Below are 20,049 nucleotides of genomic sequence, written 5' to 3'. Positions count from 1 at the left end.
TTTTAACTGCCCCCAATATTGCGGTGCGGTGACGGCCGCCGTCAATCCCATGTTTTCATTGCTTTTGTAACGGTCAGCCCGTCTGGAACACCCCAAACCGCGACGCCTGCACATGCACCTGCGAACCGACCGGCGCCACCTGCGTGGCGGCCGGAAGTTCCAGCTCCAGCGGCGTGCCATCGGCCAGCTGCGCGTGCAGGCGCACATGCGGCCCGCTGCGCGGCACGTCGACCACCGTGGCCATCCAGCCCGGCTGGTCCGCTTCCACCAGGCGCAGGTCCTGTGGCCGCACGAACAACTCCACCGGCCCGTCCGATAGGCTGACGCCGGCCGGGAGCGGCAGCCACTGGCCATGCACCTGCAGCTGTGTGCCGACCTTGGTGCCGGCCAGCCGATTGGCCTGGCCGACAAAGCCATACACGAACGGCGAGGCCGGCTGGTCATAGACCTGTGCCGGGGTGCCGAGCTGTTCGATCCGGCCCTTGTTGAGGATGGCCACCCGATCGGCCAGCTCCAGCGCCTCTTCCTGATCGTGGGTGACGAAGACCGTGGTCACACCGGTGGCCTGATGCACCTGGCGCAGCCAGCGGCGCAGGTCGCGGCGCACCTGGGCATCGAGCGCGCCGAAGGGTTCGTCCAGCAGCAGCAGCTTGGGTTCGATCGCCAGCGCGCGGGCCAGCGCCACACGCTGGCGCTGGCCGCCGGACAACTGCGCCGGGTAGCGCTTTTCCAGGCCTTCCAGCTGTACCAGCGAGAGCAGCTCGCGCACCCGCGCATCGATCCTGGCCCTGGGCCAGCGCGCCTTGCCGCGGCGCACCTTGAGGCCGAAGGCGATGTTTTGGTCCACCCGCATGTGCTTGAACAACGCATAGTGCTGAAACACGAATCCCACCCCGCGCTGCTGCACCGGCAGCGCGGTGGCGTCGCCGCCTTCGAACAGCACCCGGCCGCCATCGGCATGCTCCAGGCCGGCGATCACCCGCAGCAGCGTGGTCTTGCCCGACCCGGACGGGCCCAGCAGCGCCAGCAGCTCGCCCTGGCGGATCTCCAGGGTGATGTCATCCAGCGCGGTGAACGCGCCGAAGCGCTTGTACAGGTGTTCGACGGTGATGCCCATGGGTGCTGCGAACCTTCGTCAGTATCGGTGGCTGGCGGCCAGCGCTTCGCCGTGGCGCCATTCCAGCCAGGTCTTGAGCACCAGGGTGACCAGCGCGCTCAGCGCCAGCAGCGAGGCCGCCGCGAAGGCCGCGCCGTAGGCGTATTCGTTGTAGAGGATTTCCACGTGCAACGGCAGGGTGTTGGTGCGCCCGCGGATATGGCCGGAAACCACCGACACCGCGCCGAACTCGCCCATCGCCCGCGCACTGCACAGCAGCACCCCATACAGCAGCGCCCAGCGGATGTTGGGGACGGTCACCCGCCAGAAGGTCTGCCAGCCATTGGCACCCAGGCTCAGCGCAGCCAGCTCCTCCTCGCTGCCCTGCTGCTCCATCAGCGGCATCAGCTCGCGGGCGATGAAGGGAAAGGTCACGAAGGTCGTGGCCAGCACGATGCCCGGCAACGCAAACACGATCCTGGGCAGCTGGACCAGGATCTCGCCCAGCAGGGGCAGGTGCACGCGCCAGCCTGGGTCGATCAACGGCCAGGCCCAGCCCTGGCGGCCGAAGATCAGCACGAACACCAGCCCGGCCACCACCGGCGAGACCGCAAACGGCAGGTCCACCAGGCTCACCAGGATGCGCTTGCCGGGGAACGCGTGCTTGCTCACCGCCCAGGCCGCGGCCACGCCGAAGACCAGGTTCAGCGGCACCACGATCGCGGTGACCACGAAGGTCAGGCGGATCGCGGCCAGCGCATCGGGGTCGCTGATCGCGGCCAGGAATGCGGCCACCCCGCCGCGCAGCGCTTCGGCAAACACCAGCACCAACGGCAACAGCAGGAAGGACAGCAGGAACAGCAACGCCAGCACCACCAGCGACCACTTCACCCAGGCCGGTTCGGCGGTGGGTGCATGCAGGCGCGTGGCGCGCGGCAGCCAGGCAACGGCCATCAGACCAGCGCCTTCATGCCGCGCCGCGCCAGGTGCGCCTGCAGCGTATTGATGACCAGTAGCAGCGCGAAGGACAGCAGCAGCATGGCCGCGGCGATCGCGGTGGCGCCGGCGTAATCGAATTCTTCCAGCTTGATGGTGATCAGCAGCGGCGCGATTTCCGATACGCCCGGCAGGTTGCCGGCGATGAAGATCACCGAGCCGTATTCGCCCACCCCGCGCGCGAACGCCAGCGCGAACCCGGACAGCACCGCCGGCCACACTGCCGGCAGCACCACCGAGGCCACCGTGCGCAGGCGGCCGGCGCCCAGGCTGGCGGCGGCTTCTTCCAGCTCGGCTTCCGATTCGGCCAGCACCGGCTGGACCATGCGCACCACGAACGGCAGGCCGATGAAGACCAGTGCCACGGTAATGCCCAGCGGCGTGTAGGCGACCTTGATGCCGCCGGCCTCCAGCCAGCGCCCGATCCAGCCGGTCGGCCCATAGAGCTGGGTCAGGGCGATGCCGGCCACCGCGGTCGGCAGGGCGAACGGCAGGTCGATCATCGCGTCGAACAGCCGCTTGCCGGGGAAGTCGTAGCGCACCAGCACCCAGGCCACCAGCGTGCCGGCCAGCGCATTGAATGCCGCCGCCGCCAGCGCAGTGCCGAAGCTGATCCGCAGCGCGGCCAGCACGCGCGGATCGGCCCACACCGCCCACAGGCCGTGCCAGCCCAGCCCGGCCGATTTGATGAACAGGCCGGCCAGCGGCAGCAACACGATCAGCCCCAGCCACAGCAACGTGATGCCCAGGCTGAGACCGAAACCGGGAATCACCCGTCTTCGGCGCTGCCGCGGCGCGGCGACGCTGGAGGTGCTCAACGCTTCTTGCCCGCCAGCATCTTGTCGAACTCGCCGCCGTCGGCGAAGTGCGTGGCCTGGGCCTTGGCCCAGCCGCCGAAGGCCTGGTCGATGGTCACCAGCTTCACCTTCGGGAAGCGGGCGATGTCGGCCGGCTCGGCGAACTCGGGATGGCGCGGGCGGTAGTAGTGCTGGGCGATGATCTTCTGCGCCTGCGGGGTGTAGAGGAACTCCAGGTAGGCCTGGGCCTCGGCCCGGGTGCCGTGCTTGTCCACGTTTTTGTCCACCAGCGCCACCGGCGGCTCGGCCAGGATCGACAGCCTGGGCACCACGATGTCGAACTTGTCCGGGCCCAGCTCTTCCTGCGACAGGAAGGCCTCGTTCTCCCAGGCCAGCAGCACATCGCCGATGCCGCGCTGGACGAAAGTCGTGGTCGCGCCGCGGGCGCCGGTATCGAGCACCGGCACGTTGTTGTACAGCGCGGTGACCATGCGCCGGGTCTTGGCCTCATCGTCCTTGAAGATGTACTGGCCGTAGGCCCAGGCGGCCAGGTAGTTCCAGCGCGCGCCGCCGGAAGTCTTCGGATTGGGCGTGATCACCTGCACACCGGACTTGAGCAGGTCCGGCCAGTCCCTGATCTGCTTCGGGTTGCCCTTGCGCACCAGGAATACGATGGTCGAGGTGTAGGGCGTGCTGTTGTCGGGCAGACGCTTCTGCCAGTCGGTGGGCAGCAACTTGGCCTTCTCGGCGATGGAGTCGATGTCGTAGGCCAGGGCCAGGGTCACCACGTCGGCCTCCAGGCCATCGATCACCGCGCGCGCCTGCTTGCCCGAACCGCCGTGCGAGGTTTCCACCTGGATCGGCGTGCCGTGCTCGGCCTGCCATTGCCTGGAGAAGGCGGCATTGAGGTTGCGGTAGAGCTCGCGGGTGGGGTCGTAGGAGACATTCAGCAGCCGCTTCTGCTGGGCCATGGCGCCGGCGGCCAGGGTCAGCACGCAGGCGGCCATGGCCACGGCAAGGACACGGCGCAGGCGGCTGGTTCGAAAGAGGGACATGACACACCTCGGGGGCAGGGGCGGCCAGGCCGCGTTCAGTCAATCTCATGCTGCACAGGCATGAGTGTGCCGCGAAATAATGAAAGCGCGCATGCTCATCTCCAACGGCAATCAGCATGATGCCATGGCAGGTACGATCCACCCGGCCGGGTAACATGGCCGCCCCCGTCCAGCCGCACAGGCCTTCGTCCGATGACCGACGCCCGCCCCGCTCTGACCCATCGCTATGCCGAGGAACTGGAGGACATCCGCGCCGCCGGCCTGTTCAAGTCCGAGCGCATCATCACCGGCCCGCAGTCGGCGCAAATCACGCTCGAAGACGGCCACACGGTGCTGAATTTCTGCGCCAACAACTACCTGGGCCTGGCCGACCACCCGGACATCATCCAGGCAGCCAAACAGGCACTGGACACGCACGGTTTCGGCATGGCCTCGGTGCGCTTCATCTGCGGCACCCAGGACCTGCACAAGCGGCTGGAAGCCAGGATCGCCCGCTTTTTCGGCAAGCAGGACACGATCCTCTACGCGGCCTGCTTCGATGCCAACGGCGGGCTGTTCGAGCCACTGCTGGGCGAGGATGATGCGGTCATCTCCGACAGCCTCAACCATGCCTCGATCATCGACGGCATCCGCCTGTGCAAGGCCAGGCGCCTGCGCTACGCCAACTGCGACATGGCCGACCTGGAAGCGCAGCTGCAGGCCGCCGATGCTGCCGGCTGCAGAACCAAGCTGATCACCACCGACGGGGTGTTCTCGATGGACGGCTTCATCGCCCCGCTGGATGAAATCACCACACTGGCCGCACGATACGGCGCGCTGGTCCACATCGACGAATGCCACGCCACCGGGTTCCTCGGCGAAACGGGGCGCGGCTCGGCCGAAGTGAAAGGCGTGCTGGACAGGATCGACATCATCACCGGCACCCTGGGCAAGGCCATGGGCGGCGCGGTGGGGGGCTTCACCACTGCCAGCGCCGAAGTGATCGAACTGCTGCGCCAGCGCTCGCGCCCGTACCTGTTCTCCAATTCGCTGCCGCCACACGTGGTGGCTTCCGGCATCACCGCCTTCGACATGCTCGATGCCGCAGGCGAGCTGCGCGCGCAGCTGCAGGAAAACACCACGTACTTCCGCGGGCAGATGACCGCCGCCGGGTTCGACCTGAAGCCGGGCGTGCATCCGATTACCCCGGTGATGCTTTACGACGCGCCGCTGGCCCAGCGCTTTGCCCAGCGCCTGCTGGAAGAAGGCATCTATGCGATCGGCTTCTTCTTTCCGGTCGTGCCCAAGGGCCAGGCGCGCATCCGCGTCCAGATCAGCGCCGCGCATACGCGCACGCACCTGGACATGGCAATCGACGCCTTCACCCGGATCGGCCACGAGCTGGGCGTGCTGAAAGGCTGATCGGCAGCGCGCCAGGTGCAAGGCACGCCGCCATCGAAGTGCTGAGCGCGCTGCCTGCAGTGCACCTGCCGCGTTGCCACGCCGCCTAATCGCTGATCGCTGGCGGCGCCAGCGCGCGGACTTCCTCTGGTGTCAGTTCGCGCCAGGCACCCTTGGCCAGAGCGCCCAGCGCAAGCGGACCGATCGCCACGCGCACCAGCCGCAGTGTTGCCAGGTCGAAGGCCTGCAGCAGCCGGCGGATCTGCCGGTTGCGGCCTTCATCCAGGATGATCTCCAGCCACGCATTGCGCGTACCGGTGCGCAACAGCCGCGCCGACGCCGCGCGCAGCGCCTGGCCATCGAGCTGCCGGCCCTGCTCCAGGGCGGACAGCAGCGCCGCATCGGGAATCGCATCGACCTGCACGTGGTAGGTCTTGTCCGGGCCGCTCGCCGGAGCGGTGATCGCCGCGGCCCAGGCCGGGTCATTGCTCATCAGCAGCAGGCCTTCGCTGGCCTTGTCCAGCCGCCCGACCGGTGCCAGCCAAGGCAGCCCCGCGTCCTGCAGGCAGCGGTAGATGGTGTCCCGCCCGCGTTCGTCGGCGGTGCTGGTCACCAGCCCGCGCGGCTTGTTGAGCATCACGTAGCGGCGCGCGGCGGCGGCTTCGGCCAACCCGGCCACCTCGATATGCGAACGCCCGGCGATGGTCGGAAACTCCGGATCTCGCACGATCCGCCCATCCACGCGCACGCGGCCGGCCGCGACCCAGCGCGCGGCCTCGGTGCGCGAGCACAGGCCGAGCCTGGACAGCGCGCGCGCCAACCCATGCCGGGGCGCCGAATCGCGAACCGGTCCGCGGGCCGGCATCTATCCTGGACGTTGCGGAGCAGGCCGGCGGGTGCCGGCCGTGCTCACTTCTGCATGACCGGCACGACGGCGGCCGCCGGCTCGGCCAGGGCCGGCGCGGACGCGGCCGGCCTGGCCTTGACCACGCGCACGCCACGCGACTTCATCCACGCGTCGAACTCGTCGGCGGTCATGCGCTTGCCGCCCTGGTTCATGTCGAACCGCCACGGCGAATTGTCGAACTGGGTCTTTGGCTTGTAGGCCGCCGGATCGTTGGCCTTGACCGCAGGCGTGGCCAGGGCCAGTTCGCGGCAGCCATCCGCCTTCAGGCGCAGCAGCACCCGGTCCACGGACCGGGTCTCGTCGTAGGACTGGGCCAGCACGCCACTGGGCGCACCGAGCTGGGTGGTGTTGGCGAACAATTCCGCCGCCACCGGCGGCAGGATCGTGGCGCGCTGCGGCAGCGGCTGGGGGCTGAACCCGTTGCAGCTCTGCGGCTGCAGGGCGTGTGCGAACGGAGCGGCGGCAAGCAGCGACAGGAACGCGAGAGGGCGCACACGCATGGGCGGGTCCTGATGACGGAAGGAGTGTGGCGAGTGTAGGCAAGCAGGTGGAGCGCATCAACCGTTTTACGCGATGTTTTGTCCGCAAATGATTGAAAAAAAAGAGTGAATACGAGCCGGGCGACGCGCAGAAACAGAAAACCCGGCGCAAGGCCGGGTTTCTTGATGCCAGGCAAGCGCGGCCAGAGGCCGCGACTTGCCAGGAGTGCCGCCAGATCAGTTCTGGACGTTCAGCTCGGTGCGACGGTTCTTCGCACGGCCTTCGGCAGTCTCGTTGGTGTCGATCGGACGGCTCTCGCCGTAACCGACCGGGCCCTGCAGACGCGATGCGTCAACGCCGTTGCTGGTCAGGTAGTCATACACGGCCTTGGCGCGACGCTCGGACAGCCCCTGATTGTAGGCATCGGTACCGACCGAGTCGGTGTGGCCGGCGACTTCAACCTTCAGGTCCGGGTAGCGCTGCAGGATCTGCACGGCTTCGGACAGGATAGACACGGCGTCAGGACGCAGGGTCGCCTTGTCGAAGTCGAAGTTCACACCCTTCAGGTCGATGGTGACCGGAGCCGGGCAGCCGTCCGGACCAATGGTCTGGCCAGCCTGCGAGCCGGGGCACTTGTCATCGCAATTGTTGACACCGTCACCGTCGTCATCCAGGTCGGCGCAGGTCTGAGCCGGCGGCGGCGGCGGCGGCGGTGCAACCGGCTCGGCCTTGGTGCCCAGCGGGATCACCACGCCGACCGAAGCCAGCACGTCGCCGAAATAGTCCTCGTCCGGAGCACGATGGCTTTCGTCGTTGAAGTCGGCGCGATAGGCGACTTCAGCGCGCACGGCGACCCGCTTGTCAAAGGTGGTCTGCAGACCGAGGCCGACCTTGGCGGCGAAGTAACCTTCATCGTTGTCGCCCGGGGAATCCGGGTTCGGGAAGGCGTCGTACTCTTCTTCGGACTGCTGGTAGCCCAGGCCCATCAGCACGTACGGGTTCCAGCCGCGGCCTTCCTGGATGAAGTGGCGACGCAGGTCGAACGAAATGCCGTACTGGCTCCAGTTCAGGTTGTCTTCCGGATCAAGGCTGGGGTTCTGGTAGTTGAGTTCGCCATCCAGCGACCAGTTCGGGCTGATGAACTTGCCCAGGCCGATCGAGGCGAACGGCGCGTCGTCGGTCTCGCGCGAGCTGTCCTGGAAGTTGTAACCAACTGCACCGGTCAGGTACCAACGGTCATCAAATTCCTGAGCCGAAGCGGCCTGCGCCACGCCCAGTCCGGCCAACATCGCGGCACAGAGAAGTTTCTTGTTCATTTGCGACTCCTTGAGAATCAGGTTTTTTGAAAAACCGTTTGCATGGGAGCGGGAGACATCCCCGAGCCTAACTGCATCCAGTCGAAGGTTTGAACAGCGTTCAGCCGTCAACACCGGCGCAGATTATGCAGGGACTCGTGAAGATCGCGTTAACGACAGGCTAACAAGTCGCCCGACGTCCTGCTCGGCGCCGGGCTCTTTATACGGGCGCAAAAGCGCACGTCGTGTGAAAGCGATGCAGGCAAAACGTATCCGAATCGTTGACTGGCAAACATTGCACTCACCTGGATCCAACAAGCGCCGGTGGCATCGCTTGCCGGCCACAGCGCTTTGCGGCAAGGTGCGCGCAACTTTTCCGTACGCACGCGTATTGAGATGCCCAGCCCCGTCCTGCACCAAGCCCCGATGGATCCCCAGACGCCCTACCCGCACCTGCTGCAACCACTGGATCTGGGATTTACCCGGCTGCGCAACCGGGTCCTGATGGGCTCGATGCATACCGGCCTGGAGGACCGTGCCGCGGACTTTCCCAGGCTGGCGGCCTACGTGGCCGAACGGGCCGAAGGCGAGGTCGGGCTGATCGTCACTGGCGGCTTCGCGCCCAACCTGGTCGGCTGGCTCAAGCCGTTCGGCGGCAAGCTGTCATGGCCGTGGGAAGCGCGCCCGCACCGGCTGGTGACCCAGGCCGCGCACGCGCACGGCGCCAGGATCTGCGCGCAACTGCTGCACGCCGGGCGTTACGCCTATCACCCGCTGTCGGTGGCGCCGTCGAAGCTGAAGGCGCCGATCAGCCCGTTCACCCCGCGCGCGTTGAGCGCACGCGGGGTCGAACGCCAGATCGATGCCTATGCGCACGCCGCGCGCATGGCGCGCGAGGCCGGCTACGACGGCGTGGAAGTGATGGGCTCGGAGGGGTACCTGATCAACCAGTTCACCGCCGCGCGCACCAACCACCGCAGCGATGCCTGGGGCGGCGATGCGCAGCGACGCATGCGCTTTGCGGTGGAGATCGTGCGCCGCGTGCGCGAAGCCTGCGGCCAGGACTTCATCGTGATCTATCGCCTCTCGCTGATGGACCTGGTCGAACAGGGCAATGCCTGGCCGGAGATCGCCGCGCAGGCGCGCGCGGTGCAAGCCGCTGGCGCGACCCTGATCAACTCCGGCATCGGCTGGCACGAGGCGCGCATTCCCACCATCGTGAGCTCGGTGCCGCGCGCGGCCTTCGTCGATGTCACAGCCAAGTTGAAGGCGGAGGTAGAGGTGCCGGTGATCGCCACCAACCGCATCAATATGCCGCAGGTGGCCGAGCAGATCCTCGCGTCGGGCAAGGCGGACATGGTGTCGCTGGCGCGACCGCTGCTGGCCGATCCGCAATGGGTGCGCAAGGCGCGCCTGGGCCGGGCCGAACGCATCAATACCTGCATCGCCTGCAACCAGGCGTGCCTGGACCACGTGTTCCAGAACAAGCGTGCCAGCTGCCTGGTCAATCCGCGCGCGTGCGCCGAGACCGAGCTGCTCTATGCCAGGACGCGCACGTCCAGGCGCATCGCCGTGGTCGGCGCCGGTCCTGCAGGGCTTGCCTGCGCGACAGTGGCGGCAGAACGGGGCCATGCGGTGACGCTGTTCGAAGGCAGCGACGAGATCGGCGGTCAGTTCAACTACGCCAAGCGCATCCCGGGCAAGGAGGAATTCCACGAGACGCTGCGCTACTTCCGCACGCGCCTGGAAGACACCGGTGTGACCTTGCGGCTGTCCACGCCGGCCGATCCGATGGCGTTGCAAGGCTTCGATGAAGTCGTACTGGCCACCGGCATCACGCCACGCGCAGTGGATCTGCCTGGCGCGGACCATGCCAAGGTCGTGGGGTACGTCGATGTGCTGTCCGGTCGGGTGGTGCCGGGCAAGCGGGTGGCGTTGATCGGCGCCGGCGGCATCGGCTTCGATGTCGCCGAATTCCTCGTGCAGGAAGGCGCATCACCCAGCCTGGACCGCCATCGCTGGATGGCCGAATGGGGCGTGGATCCGCACTTCGACACCTGCGGCAGCCTGGTGCCCGCGCAGCCCGAACCACCGGCACGCGAAGTGTGGCTGCTGCAGCGCTCGCCCGGCCGTCCAGGCACAAGGCTCGGCAAGACCTCCGGCTGGGTACACCGGGCCGCGTTGAAGGCCAAGGGCGTGCACATGCTCGGCAGCGTGGAATATCTCGGCGTGGACGAAGAAGGCCTGCACATCCGCGTCGAAGGCCACACCCAGACCCTGCCGGTGGACACGATCGTGATCTGCGCAGGGCAGGAGCCGCGACGCGACCTGCTGAAGCCATTGCAGGATGCAGGCATCACCCCGCACCTGATTGGCGGTGCCGATGTCGCTGCCGAACTGGATGCAAAGCGCGCGATCGACCAGGCCAGCAGGCTTGCCGCAGCGTTGTGAATCACGCCTCTGGATGTTGCAAAGCGCCATCGCCGAGCGCCTGAAAACAAAGCCTGCCTAGCGGGTCAGCGGGGTGAATGCAAGCGGTGATATTCAGGTGAGGTTTTGAATTTGGCCCATACCTTGCGCCGACTTTCCGACCCCGCCACCCAGTCCAGGCGGGTTCTTCTGGCCGACCTTTGGTTCAGGCCAGACCCGGGCAGCCCGCCAGACGGCTGCCTCCCCATGACGCTCAACTGCAGGGCTCGGCCGTCTTCCCACGCAACATGGGGGGACGACCAGGAACCTGCGGCCAAACGGAGCAAGGAGTCCCATGAAACTGGCCTGGATTTTATGGCTGTCGCAGAACATGTTGCCGCAGCCGGCCGCAGATTCGCTGTGCCTGTCGGCCACCGTCTACCTGGAAGCCCGCGATCAGAGCGTGCGTGGACAGGAAGCAGTCGCTGAGGTGGCGCTACGTCGTCGCGACAGTGGCCTGTGGGGCGATTCGCTGTGCGATGTGGTGACTGCGCGCCACCAGTTCGCCCCCGGCATCATGCCCGCCTCCACCCGTCTGCGGAACGGCGACGCCTGGGCCAAGTCGGTGTCGGTGGCGCTGGATGCGGAGCGCAACTGGTCGCTGCCGCGCGGCGCGCGGCGCGAGATCGTGCCCGGCGCCAGCCACTTCGCCGCCCATGCGATCGCCACGCCGACCTGGAGCAATGCCTACACGGTGGCCACCATTGGCGACCACACCTTTTACCGCGTGCAGTCGCTCAAGCCGGCGCCGCGCTCCTGATGGCCATTGATGTGATGCATAACAAGAAGGGCCGGCTTGATCGCCGGCCCTTCTTGGGTCCACGCGATGCGCATCGCGCAGCGATGGATCACGCGCGTTTTTTCAGCGGCACGAACTCCAGTTCCTCCGGGCCGGTGTAGTTCGCGCTGGGGCGGATGATCTTGCCGTCGATGCGCTGCTCGATGACGTGCGCGCTCCAGCCTGCGGTGCGGGCGATGACGAACAGCGGCGTGAACATCGCCGTGGGTACGCCCATCATGTGGTAGCTGACCGCGCTGAACCAGTCCAGGTTGGGGAACATCTTCTTGATGTCCCACATCACCTGTTCCAGGCGCTCGGCGATGTCGTACATCTTGGTGCTGCCCTGGGCCTTGGACAGGTCGTGGGCGACCTGCTTGATGATCTTGTTGCGCGGGTCGCTGACGGTATAGACCGGGTGGCCGAAGCCGATCACCACTTCCTTGCGCTCCACGCGCGCCTTGATGTCGGCTTCGGCTTCATCGGGGCTGTCGTAGCGCTTCTGGATCTCGAAGGCCACTTCATTGGCGCCGCCGTGCTTGGGCCCGCGCAGCGCGCCGATGCCGCCGACGATGGCGCTGTACATGTCGCTGCCGGTGCCGGCGATCACACGACAAGTGAAGGTCGAGGCATTGAACTCGTGCTCGGCATACAGCACCAGCGAGGTATGCATCGCTTTGACCCACGCAGCGCTGGGTTCTTCGCCATGCAACAAGTGCAGGAAGTGGCCGCCGATCGAATCGTCGTCGGTTTCCACCTCGATGCGCTTGCCGTTGAAGGCGAAGTGGTACCAGTACAGCAGCATCGAACCCAGCGAGGCCATCAGCCGGTCGGCGATGTCGCGTGCGCCGGGATGGTTGTGGTCATCCTTCTCCGGCAGCACGCAGCCCAGGACCGATACGCCGGTGCGCATGACGTCCATCGGATGGGTCCCCGGCGGCAGCTGTTCCAGCGCGGCCTTCAATGGGGCCGGCAGGCCGCGCAGCATCTTCAGCCTGGCCTTGTAGCCGCGCAGCTCCGCTTCGTTCGGCAGCTTGCCGTGCACCAGCAGGTAGGCAATCTCCTCGAACTCGCTGTTGGCCAGGTCCATGATGTCGTAGCCGCGGTAATGCAGGTCGTTGCCGGTGCGGCCGACGGTACACAGCGCGGTGTTGCCCGCAGGCGTGCCCGAAAGCGCGACGGATTTCTTGGGCTTGAAGCCGGGTGTGGCGGGGGCCGATTCGCTCATGTGATTACTCGCTCTTCTGCTCTGGGAATATCGATCTGGATGGAAGATGCCGCTGCTGCTGGCGCGGCGCCGCTGGACTGGCCCGATTGCCGCTGCGGCATCTGAAGGCTGCAGGCCGACCGCGCGGTTTCAGCCGGCCTTGTTCCTGGAGAACAATGCATCGAGCTTGTTCTCGAAGGCGTGATAACCGATGCGGTCATACAGCTCCTCGCGGGTCTGCATGGTGTCGAGCACCGCTTTCTGATGGCCGTCGCGGCGGATGGCGGTATAGACGTTTTCCGCGGCCTTGTTCATGGCGCGGAACGCCGACAGCGGATAGAGCTGGATGGCCACCCCGACGCTGGCCAGCTCGTCGCGGGTGAACAGCGGCGTGGCGCCGAACTCGGTGATGTTGGCCAGCACCGGCACCTTGACCGCCTCGACGAAGCGCTTGTAGGTGCCCAGGTCGTAGGAGGCCTCGGCGAAGATGCCGTCGGCACCGGCCTCGACGCAGGCGATGGCGCGTTCGATCGCCCTGTCCACACCCTCGACCTGGATCGCATCGGTGCGCGCAATCAGGAAGAAGTCCGCATCGGTCTTGGCGTCGGCGGCGGCCTTGACCCGGTCGGCCATCTCGCTCTGCGAGACGATTTCCTTGCCCGGCCGATGACCGCAGCGCTTGGCGCCGACCTGGTCCTCGATGTGGCACGCCGCCGCGCCAGCCTTGATCAGCGACTTGATGGTGCGCTCGATATTGAAGGCGCTGGCGCCAAAGCCGGTATCGATGTCCACCAGCAGCGGCAGGTCGCACACGTCGGTGATGCGGCGGGTATCGACCAGCACGTCTTCCAGCGTGTTGATGCCCAGGTCCGGCATGCCCAGCGAGCCGGCCGCCACGCCGCCGCCGGACAGGTACACCGCCCGGTAGCCGGCGCGCTTGGCCAGCAGGGCGTGGTTGGCGTTGATCGCGCCGATCACCTGCAGCGGGGATTCGGCGGCCAGGGCCGCGCGGAAGCGGGCGCCGGGGGTCGATGAGGGCATGGTCGGACTCCTTGGGTAGGTAGGGCATGTGCCAGGCGGTGGCCGAAGCGGCGCGCGGCACTCGCAGGACGAGGCGCAATCTGGCACTCTCCAATGCATTGATCAATCTTGATCGCATCAATCAACCTGTTGAGCCTCCACGCCCAGATGGACGACGACCTCATCCCCGCCGCCCAGGCCTGCCAACTGCTGGGCATCAGTGCGGCCACGCTGTACGCCTACGTCAGCCGCGGCCGGCTGGTGTCCCGGCCCGGCACCGACCATCGCAGCCGCATGTATCGCCGCCAGGACGTGGAGCGCCTGGCCCGCAACAAGCGCGCCGGCCGCGGCGCCGCGCGCGGAGCGGCGCAAAGCCTGGACCGCGGCCTGCCGGTGCTGGAAACCCGGATCTCGCTGATCCAGCCCGACGGGCCTTACTACCGCGGGCAGTCGGCGGTGGCCGCGGTCCGCGCTGGCGCCACCCTGGAGGACGCCGCCCGGCTGCTGTGGGATTGCGGAGCGCACGACCCGTTCGCCGCCACGCCCGCGCCCTGGCCCGAGACACTGGCAGGCCTGGCCGACAACGCCGCCCTGCCCCCGCTGGAACGCACCCTGGCCTGCATGCCGTTGCTGGCCCTGGAGGTGCGCCACTCCTTCAACCTGGCCCTGCCGCTGCGCCACGACCTGGCTGCGCTGCTGCTGCGCCAGAACGCCGCGCTGCTGACTGCCGGCCATCCCAGTGCGGCTCCGGTCCACCAGCAGCTGGCCGACCACTGGGCGCCCGGCAACGCAGAACTGGCCGAGCTGGTCCGGGCCGCACTGGTGCTGTGCGCCGACCACGAACTGAACGTGTCGGCCTTTGCCGCGCGCGTGGTGGCCTCCACCGGTGCCCACCTGCACGCCACGGTGTGCAGCGGCCTGGCCGCGCTGTCCGGCCCACGTCACGGCGGCGCGACCGCCCGCGCCCATGCACTGCTGGAAGCGGGCGCCGACGAGGTCATCGCCCGCTGGAACCATGGCGACGATCTTCCCGGCTTCGGCCATGCGCTGTATCCGCACGGCGATCCGCGCGCGGCCGAACTGCTGGCCATGCTGCGCCAACGCGCCGCCGGCACGCCACGGCTGGCGCAGGCGGAAACGGTGATCGCGCGTGCGCACGAAGTCAGCGGCCTGCGCCCGAACGTGGACCTGATGCTGGCCACGCTCTGCTATGTCCATGGCCTGCCCGCCCCGGCCGCGCTGGTGCTGTTCGCCTGCGGGCGCCTGGCCGGGTGGCTGGCGCACGTGCTGGAGCAGCAGACCCTGGGCAAGCTCATCCGCCCGCGCGCGCAATACACCGGCGTGGCGCCGGCGCGCGTCGAGCCGTAGGGCGGGTCTCGACCCGCCACCGCACACCGACGCGCGTCCAGCCGTAGGGCGGGTCTCGACCCGCCACCGCCACACCGGTGATCCATGCATGGCCGGTCAAGACCGCCACCGCCACACCGGTTGAACCATGCATGGCCGGTCAAGACCGCCACCGCGACACCGGCTGAACCCACGCATGGCGGGTCAAGACCCGCCCTACGCGCCCGAATCCGGCCCGCGGCTCAGCGCGCGCCGCACTTCCTCCAGCGCGTTGGGATCATCCAGGGTGGACAGGTCGCCCGGGTCGGCGCCCTGGGCCAGCGCCTGGATCGAGCGTCGCAGCAGCTTGCCCGAGCGGGTCTTGGGCAGGCTGCTGACGATGTAGACACGCGCCGGCCGTGCCAGCGCACCCAGGTCGGTTTCCACCATCTTGCGCATGCCGTCGGCCGCCAGGTGGCGGGCCTCGGTTTCCTCGGTGTTCTGCCGCAGGGTGGCGAACACCACCGGCACCTGCCCCTTGAGCGGGTCGGCCACGCCAACCACGGCCGCTTCGGCCACCGCGTTGAAACCGGACACTGATTCCTCGATCTCGCGGGTGCCCAGGCGATGACCGGCTACGTTGATCACATCGTCGGTGCGGCCCTGGATGAAGATGTAGCCGTCCTCGTCCTTGATCGCCCAGTCCAGTGAGCTGTACAGCAGTTCCTTGAAGTGGCTGAAGTAGCTGTCCAGGAAGCGCTGGTCGTCCTTCCAGATGGTGGTCATGCAGCCCGGCGGCAGCGGCGGCTCGATCACCAGCACGCCCTTGGTGTTGGGCGGCACTTCGGCACCGGTGGACTCGTCGATGATCTTCATCTTGTAGCCCAGGTTGGGGAAGCCCGGCGAGCCGAACCGCAGCGGTTTCATGTCCAGGCCCGGCAGCAGGGTCAGCGCCGGCCAGCCGGTTTCGGTCTGCCAGTAGTTGTCGATCACCGGCTTGCGCAGCGCATCGGTGATCCAGTGCGCGGTGGGCTCGTCCAGGGGTTCGCCGGCCAGGAACAGGTACTTCAGCTGCGACAGGTCGTGGCGACGGATGAAGTCCACGTCGTGCTTCTTCAGCACCCGAATCGCGGTGGGCGATGAGAACATGGTGCGCACGCCGTACTGCTCGCACAGCGCCCACCAGATGCCCGGGTCGGGATTGGTCGGCAGGCCTTCGTAGAGGATCGCGGTGCAACCGCCGATCAGCGGGCCATACACGTTGTAGGAATGGCCCACCGCCCAGCCCACATCCGAGGTGCACAGCATCACCTGGCCCGGCGCGCAGTCGAAGATCGTGCGCATCGATTGCGCCATCGCCACCGCATAGCCGCCGACATCGCGCTGCACGCCCTTGGGCTTGCCAGTGGTGCCGGAGGTGTAGAGCAGGTAGCTGGGTTCGTTGGCTTCCAGCCATTCCACCGGCACCTGGGCATTGCCCACCTGCGCGCGCAGTGTGGCGTAATCCTGGTCGCGTCCGGGCACTTTCGGTTCGGCCGGATCCAGCCCACGCGAGACGATCAGGACCTTGGGCGGCGGGAATTGCGCCTCGGCGCAGGCCGTATCGATCAACGACTTGTACGGAATCAGCTTGCCGCCGCGAATGCCGGCATCGGCGGCAATCAGCAACTTGGGCTGGGCGTCGTCGATGCGCAGGGCCAGGTTGTGCGCGGCGAAGCCACCGAACACCACCGAGTGGATCGCGCCGATGCGCGCGCAGGCCAGCATCGCGAACACCGCCTCGGCCATGTTCGGCATGTACACCACCACCCGGTCGCCGCGCGCCACACCCAGGCCCAGCAACACCGCAGCAAAGGCATTCACCTCGGCGTGCAGTTCCCGGTAGGTGATCTCGCGGGTGACGTTGGTCTCGGTGGACACCGCCACCAGCGCGAGCTGGTCGCCGCGTTCGTCCAGGTGGCGGTCGATCGCGTTGTAGCAGAGGTTGGTCTGGCCGCCGACGAACCACTTGCGGAACGGCGGGTTGGAGTAGTCCAGGATCTTCTGCGGCGGGACGTGCCAGTGGATCGCCTTGGCCTCTTCGGCCCAGAAGGCCTCGGGCTGTTCGATCGAACGGCGGTAGACCTCTTCATACGACATTGCAATCTCTCCAGGAACATGTCGTCGAGCATAGAGGGGGCCCGCCGGCCGCACCTCACGACCTTGGTCGAAGCTGCAGGTCCGCGTCAGCTGCCCGACAGGTCGCGCGCGCGCTCGCGCAGCAGGAATTTCTGCACCTTGCCGGTCGAGGTGCGCGGCAGCTCGCCGAACACGAAGGCGCGCGGCACCTTGAAGCCGGCCAGGTGGGTGCGGCAATACTGCTGCAGGGCGTCGGCTGGCAGCGGCTCGCTGCCGGCCTTGAGTTCAATGAAGGCGCATGGGGTTTCGCCCCATTTTTCGTCCGGCCGCGCCACCACCGCCGCGGCCATGACCGCAGGATGACGACACAGCGCGTCTTCGACCTCGATGGAGGAGATGTTCTCGCCGCCGGAGATGATCACGTCCTTGGAACGGTCGCGGATCTTGACGTAACCGTCCGGATCCACCACTGCCAGGTCGCCGGTATGGAACCAGCCGCCCTCGAACGCCCGCGCGGTGGCGTCCGGATTCTTCAGATAGCCCTTCATGGTGATGTTGCCGCGGAACATGATCTCGCCGATGGTCTGGCCATCCCACGGCACCGGCTGCAGGGTCTGGGGATCGAGCACCTGCATGTCCTCCTGCAGCAGGCAGGCCACGCCCTGACGGCTGTTGAGGTCGGCGCGGGTCTGGATATCGAGCGCGCTCCATTCTTCTTTTTGCTGGCACAGCGAGGCCGGGCCGTAGGTTTCGGTCAGTCCGTAGACGTGGGTGATGTGGAAACCCATGCGCTCCATGCCTTCGATCACCGCTGCCGGCGGCGCCGCGCCGGCCACCTGCGCGTGCACACCGCTGATGCCGTGCTTCCACTCCTCCGGGGCAGCCACCAGCGCGCTGTGCACGATCGGCGCGCCGCAGTAATGGGTCACGCGGTGTTCGCGCATCAACTCGAGCACGTGCCTGGGCTCGAACCTGCGCAGGCACACCTGGGTGCCGGCCACCGCCGCCATCGTCCACGGGAAGCACCAGCCGTTGCAGTGGAACATCGGCAGCGTCCACAGGTACACCGGATGCGGTGGCATGGACCAGTCGATGATGTTGGCCACCGCGTTCAAGTACGCGCCGCGATGATGGTAGACCACGCCCTTCGGGTCGCCGGTGGTGCCGGAGGTGTAGTTGAGCGAAATCGCATCCCACTCATCGTCCGGCAAGGCCATCTCCAAGGCCGCATCACCGCCGGCGATGAAGGCCTCGTATTCGATCTCGCCGACGAAGTCGCCTGCAGTCACTTCCGCATCGTCCACGTCGACCACCCGCGGCGGCTGCCTGCACAGCTTCAGCGCCTGGGCGATGACCGGCGCGAACTCGCGGTCGACCAACAGCACCTTGGCTTCGGCGTAGTCCAGCATGAAGGCGATCGTGGGCGCATCCAGGCGGGTGTTGAGCGTGTTGAGCACCGCGCCCAGCATCGCCGGCCCATAATGCAGCTCGAACATGGCCGGCGTATTGGGCAGCATCGCCGCCACCGTATCGCCACGACCCACGCCCCAGCGCTGCAGCGCGGACGCCAGCTGGCGGCAACGTCGGTACTCCTCGCCCCAGGTCAGGCGGCGCGCACCATGGATCAGCGCCACCCGCTGCGGATGCAGCAGCGCCGCCTTGCGCAGGAAGCTCAGCGGCGACAACGGCGTGTAGTTGGCCTGGTTGCGTTCCAGCCCCTGTGTGTAAGCCTCGTGCGACATTGAAATCCTCCCGGTTGCGGGCCGATGGAACGGCTTGAAGCGTAGTGCGTCCAGACCGCGCCCGCGTTTCGACCTTGGTCTTTAGTCACTGGCAACGCCGGACCTTGCGGCCCGGCGTTTTCATGACACCGGCGTCAGCGTGGATCAGCCGAGCAGATGGGCCACGCCCGAACGCTCTTCTTCCAGCTCGGCCAGGGTCTTGTCGATGTACTTCTGGCTGAAGTCGTCGATCGGCAGGTCCCTGACCAGGGTGTACTCACCGTTGGCCGTGGTCACCGGGAAGCCGAAGATCAGCCCTTCCGGGATCCCGTAGGCGCCATCGGAGGGCACGCCCATGGTCACCCACTTGCCGTTGCTGCCCAGCACCCAGTCGCGCATGTGGTCGATGGCCGCATTGGCGGCCGAGGCGGCCGAGGACGAGCCGCGCGCCTCGATGATCGCCGCACCGCGCTTGCCCACGGTCGGGATGAACGTGTTGGCGTTCCACTCCTGGTCGTTGATCGCCTCGCCGATCGAGACGCCATCAGCGGTGGCGAAGCGGTAGTCCGGGTACATGGTCGGGCTGTGGTTGCCCCACACCACCAGCTTCTCCATGCCGGCCACCGGCTTGCCGAGCTTGAGCGAGAGCTGGCTCAGGGCGCGATTGTGGTCCAGGCGCAGCATCGCGGTGAAGTTCCTGGCTGGCAGGTCCGGGGCGGACTTCATGGCGATGTAGGCGTTGGTGTTGGCCGGGTTGCCGACCACCAGCACCTTGACCTTGCGGCTGGCGACCTTGTTCAGCGCCGCGCCCTGGGCGGTGAAGATCTTGGCGTTTTCCAGCAGCAGGTCCTTGCGCTCCATGCCCGGGCCGCGCGGCCGCGCGCCGACCAGCAGCGCGTAGTCGGCGTCCTTGAATGCCACTTCGGCCTCATCGGTGCCGACCATGCCGGCCAGCAGCGGGAAGGCACAGTCCTCCAGCTCCATCATCACGCCCTTCAGCGCGGCCTGGGCTTTCTCCATCGGCAGCTCCAGCAGCTGCAGGATGACCGGCTGGTCCTTGCCCAGCATTTCGCCGGAGGCGATGCGGAACAGCAGGGCATAGCCGATCTGGCCGGCAGCGCCGGTGACGGCAACTCGGACGGGTTGTTTCATGGTCAGGATTTCCTCGAAGCATCGTGGGCGGGCCACGGCCCGCCGCGTGGGAGAAGGCGCGCTAGCGGCGCCGGACGGTGGAGGGGAATGCGAAGGCGGCGGCGCGGCGGGAGCCGGCATGGGCCAGACACGGGGCGGCGCGGGGCGGCTTCAAGACTGCAACACCTCTTGGGTGGATCTGGCGCCGCAGCGATTTTTGCGGCGCGGCATTTTACCACGCAGGCCGCTGTCGGCCGGTGTCAGGTGCTTGCG

16 protein-coding genes are annotated in these 20,049 nt (G+C 67.3%); 4 read left to right on the top strand and 12 right to left on the bottom strand.

Going from position 1 to position 20,049, the window contains the following annotated elements:
- Positions 1 to 73 precede the first annotated feature (73 nt).
- The 4 genes from D9R12_RS08310 to D9R12_RS08295 are packed head-to-tail and all read right to left on the bottom strand — an operon-like array spanning position 74 to position 3,896.
- On the bottom strand, positions 74 to 1,117 hold the full coding sequence (locus D9R12_RS08310) for a sulfate/molybdate ABC transporter ATP-binding protein (protein ID WP_122229679.1): 1,044 nt from the start codon (positions 1,115 to 1,117) through the stop codon (positions 74 to 76).
- An 18-nt stretch (positions 1,118 to 1,135) separates the two neighbouring features.
- Positions 1,136 to 2,050 (bottom strand): sulfate ABC transporter permease subunit CysW, encoded by a 915-nt coding sequence (cysW, locus tag D9R12_RS08305; RefSeq protein WP_122229677.1) that lies wholly within the window; start codon positions 2,048 to 2,050, stop codon positions 1,136 to 1,138.
- Positions 2,050 to 2,910, bottom strand: a complete 861-nt coding sequence (cysT, locus tag D9R12_RS08300; protein ID WP_122229675.1) for a sulfate ABC transporter permease subunit CysT — start codon at positions 2,908 to 2,910, stop codon at positions 2,050 to 2,052. The genes cysW and cysT overlap by 1 nt, the downstream gene beginning before the upstream one ends.
- Positions 2,907 to 3,896, bottom strand: coding sequence for a sulfate ABC transporter substrate-binding protein (locus tag D9R12_RS08295; protein WP_170159213.1), 990 nt, complete (start codon positions 3,894 to 3,896; stop codon positions 2,907 to 2,909). The genes cysT and D9R12_RS08295 overlap by 4 nt, the downstream gene beginning before the upstream one ends.
- Positions 3,897 to 4,136: 240 nt before the next feature.
- Between D9R12_RS08295 and kbl the strand changes: the two genes are divergently transcribed.
- Positions 4,137 to 5,345, top strand: coding sequence for a glycine C-acetyltransferase (kbl, locus tag D9R12_RS08290; RefSeq protein ID WP_122229671.1), 1,209 nt, complete (start codon positions 4,137 to 4,139; stop codon positions 5,343 to 5,345).
- Between the two features lie 85 nt (positions 5,346 to 5,430).
- Here kbl and D9R12_RS08285 read toward each other — a convergent pair whose 3' ends face one another.
- The 3 genes from D9R12_RS08285 to D9R12_RS08275 form a co-directional block, all read right to left on the bottom strand.
- Positions 5,431 to 6,189: a pseudouridine synthase gene (locus D9R12_RS08285; RefSeq protein WP_014161340.1), complete on the bottom strand. Its 759-nt coding sequence runs from the start codon at positions 6,187 to 6,189 to the stop codon at positions 5,431 to 5,433.
- A gap of 44 nt (positions 6,190 to 6,233) precedes the next feature.
- Positions 6,234 to 6,731: a hypothetical protein gene (locus D9R12_RS08280; RefSeq protein WP_014161341.1), complete on the bottom strand. Its 498-nt coding sequence runs from the start codon at positions 6,729 to 6,731 to the stop codon at positions 6,234 to 6,236.
- A gap of 216 nt (positions 6,732 to 6,947) precedes the next feature.
- Entirely contained in the window at positions 6,948 to 8,027 is a 1,080-nt protein-coding gene (locus D9R12_RS08275) for an OmpA family protein (protein ID WP_122229669.1), read from the bottom strand.
- 405 nt (positions 8,028 to 8,432) lie between these two features.
- On the opposite strand from D9R12_RS08275, the gene D9R12_RS08270 reads away from it, so the two are divergent.
- Together D9R12_RS08270 and D9R12_RS08265 are read left to right on the top strand one after the other, a co-directional pair.
- A complete protein-coding gene (locus D9R12_RS08270; RefSeq protein ID WP_122229668.1) occupies positions 8,433 to 10,457 on the top strand; it encodes an NADPH-dependent 2,4-dienoyl-CoA reductase in 2,025 nt (674 codons plus the stop codon).
- 313 nt (positions 10,458 to 10,770) lie between these two features.
- On the top strand, positions 10,771 to 11,235 hold the full coding sequence (locus tag D9R12_RS08265; RefSeq protein WP_014161344.1) for a cell wall hydrolase: 465 nt from the start codon (positions 10,771 to 10,773) through the stop codon (positions 11,233 to 11,235).
- Positions 11,236 to 11,323: 88 nt separating this feature from the next.
- Here D9R12_RS08265 and prpC read toward each other — a convergent pair whose 3' ends face one another.
- Together prpC and prpB are read right to left on the bottom strand one after the other, a co-directional pair.
- Positions 11,324 to 12,481: a bifunctional 2-methylcitrate synthase/citrate synthase gene (gene prpC, locus D9R12_RS08260; RefSeq protein ID WP_122229666.1), complete on the bottom strand. Its 1,158-nt coding sequence runs from the start codon at positions 12,479 to 12,481 to the stop codon at positions 11,324 to 11,326.
- A 129-nt stretch (positions 12,482 to 12,610) separates the two neighbouring features.
- On the bottom strand, positions 12,611 to 13,501 hold the full coding sequence (gene prpB, locus D9R12_RS08255; RefSeq protein ID WP_014161346.1) for a methylisocitrate lyase: 891 nt from the start codon (positions 13,499 to 13,501) through the stop codon (positions 12,611 to 12,613).
- Positions 13,502 to 13,630: 129 nt separating this feature from the next.
- On the opposite strand from prpB, the gene D9R12_RS08250 reads away from it, so the two are divergent.
- The gene (locus tag D9R12_RS08250; protein ID WP_244919634.1) at positions 13,631 to 14,848 is read left to right on the top strand and encodes a citrate synthase family protein; all 1,218 of its coding nucleotides are present in this window, start codon (positions 13,631 to 13,633) and stop codon (positions 14,846 to 14,848) included.
- A gap of 195 nt (positions 14,849 to 15,043) precedes the next feature.
- Here D9R12_RS08250 and prpE read toward each other — a convergent pair whose 3' ends face one another.
- The 3 genes from prpE to D9R12_RS08235 form a co-directional block, all read right to left on the bottom strand.
- Positions 15,044 to 16,945, bottom strand: coding sequence for a propionate--CoA ligase (prpE, locus tag D9R12_RS08245; protein ID WP_122229662.1), 1,902 nt, complete (start codon positions 16,943 to 16,945; stop codon positions 15,044 to 15,046).
- An 86-nt stretch (positions 16,946 to 17,031) separates the two neighbouring features.
- Entirely contained in the window at positions 17,032 to 18,666 is a 1,635-nt protein-coding gene (locus D9R12_RS08240) for an acyl-CoA synthetase (protein ID WP_122229660.1), read from the bottom strand.
- Between the two features lie 144 nt (positions 18,667 to 18,810).
- Positions 18,811 to 19,797: a malate dehydrogenase gene (locus D9R12_RS08235; protein ID WP_014161350.1), complete on the bottom strand. Its 987-nt coding sequence runs from the start codon at positions 19,795 to 19,797 to the stop codon at positions 18,811 to 18,813.
- Positions 19,798 to 20,049 lie beyond the last annotated feature (252 nt).

Source organism: Pseudoxanthomonas spadix, from assembly GCF_003703395.1.
GTDB lineage: Bacteria > Pseudomonadota > Gammaproteobacteria > Xanthomonadales > Xanthomonadaceae > Pseudoxanthomonas_A > Pseudoxanthomonas_A spadix.
This window is presented reverse-complemented; position numbering and strand designations above follow the sequence as displayed.

Excerpts from the sequence above, each read along its gene's own strand:
- D9R12_RS08235 (WP_014161350.1), bottom strand. The coding sequence starts at position 19,797 with ATGAAACAACCCGTCCGAGTTGCCGTCACCGGCGCTGCCGGCCAGATC.
- D9R12_RS08285 (WP_014161340.1), bottom strand. The coding sequence starts at position 6,189 with ATGCCGGCCCGCGGACCGGTTCGCGATTCGGCGCCCCGGCATGGGTTG.
- kbl (WP_122229671.1), top strand. The coding sequence starts at position 4,137 with ATGACCGACGCCCGCCCCGCTCTGACCCATCGCTATGCCGAGGAACTG.
- D9R12_RS08240 (WP_122229660.1), bottom strand. The coding sequence starts at position 18,666 with ATGTCGCACGAGGCTTACACACAGGGGCTGGAACGCAACCAGGCCAAC.
- D9R12_RS08270 (WP_122229668.1), top strand. The coding sequence starts at position 8,433 with ATGGATCCCCAGACGCCCTACCCGCACCTGCTGCAACCACTGGATCTG.
- D9R12_RS08280 (WP_014161341.1), bottom strand. The coding sequence starts at position 6,731 with ATGCGTGTGCGCCCTCTCGCGTTCCTGTCGCTGCTTGCCGCCGCTCCG.
- D9R12_RS08275 (WP_122229669.1), bottom strand. The coding sequence starts at position 8,027 with ATGAACAAGAAACTTCTCTGTGCCGCGATGTTGGCCGGACTGGGCGTG.
- cysW (WP_122229677.1), bottom strand. The coding sequence starts at position 2,050 with ATGGCCGTTGCCTGGCTGCCGCGCGCCACGCGCCTGCATGCACCCACC.
- D9R12_RS08265 (WP_014161344.1), top strand. The coding sequence starts at position 10,771 with ATGAAACTGGCCTGGATTTTATGGCTGTCGCAGAACATGTTGCCGCAG.
- D9R12_RS08295 (WP_170159213.1), bottom strand. The coding sequence starts at position 3,896 with ATGGCCGCCTGCGTGCTGACCCTGGCCGCCGGCGCCATGGCCCAGCAG.
- D9R12_RS08310 (WP_122229679.1), bottom strand. The coding sequence starts at position 1,117 with ATGGGCATCACCGTCGAACACCTGTACAAGCGCTTCGGCGCGTTCACC.
- prpC (WP_122229666.1), bottom strand. The coding sequence starts at position 12,481 with ATGAGCGAATCGGCCCCCGCCACACCCGGCTTCAAGCCCAAGAAATCC.
- prpB (WP_014161346.1), bottom strand. The coding sequence starts at position 13,501 with ATGCCCTCATCGACCCCCGGCGCCCGCTTCCGCGCGGCCCTGGCCGCC.
- prpE (WP_122229662.1), bottom strand. The coding sequence starts at position 16,945 with ATGTCGTATGAAGAGGTCTACCGCCGTTCGATCGAACAGCCCGAGGCC.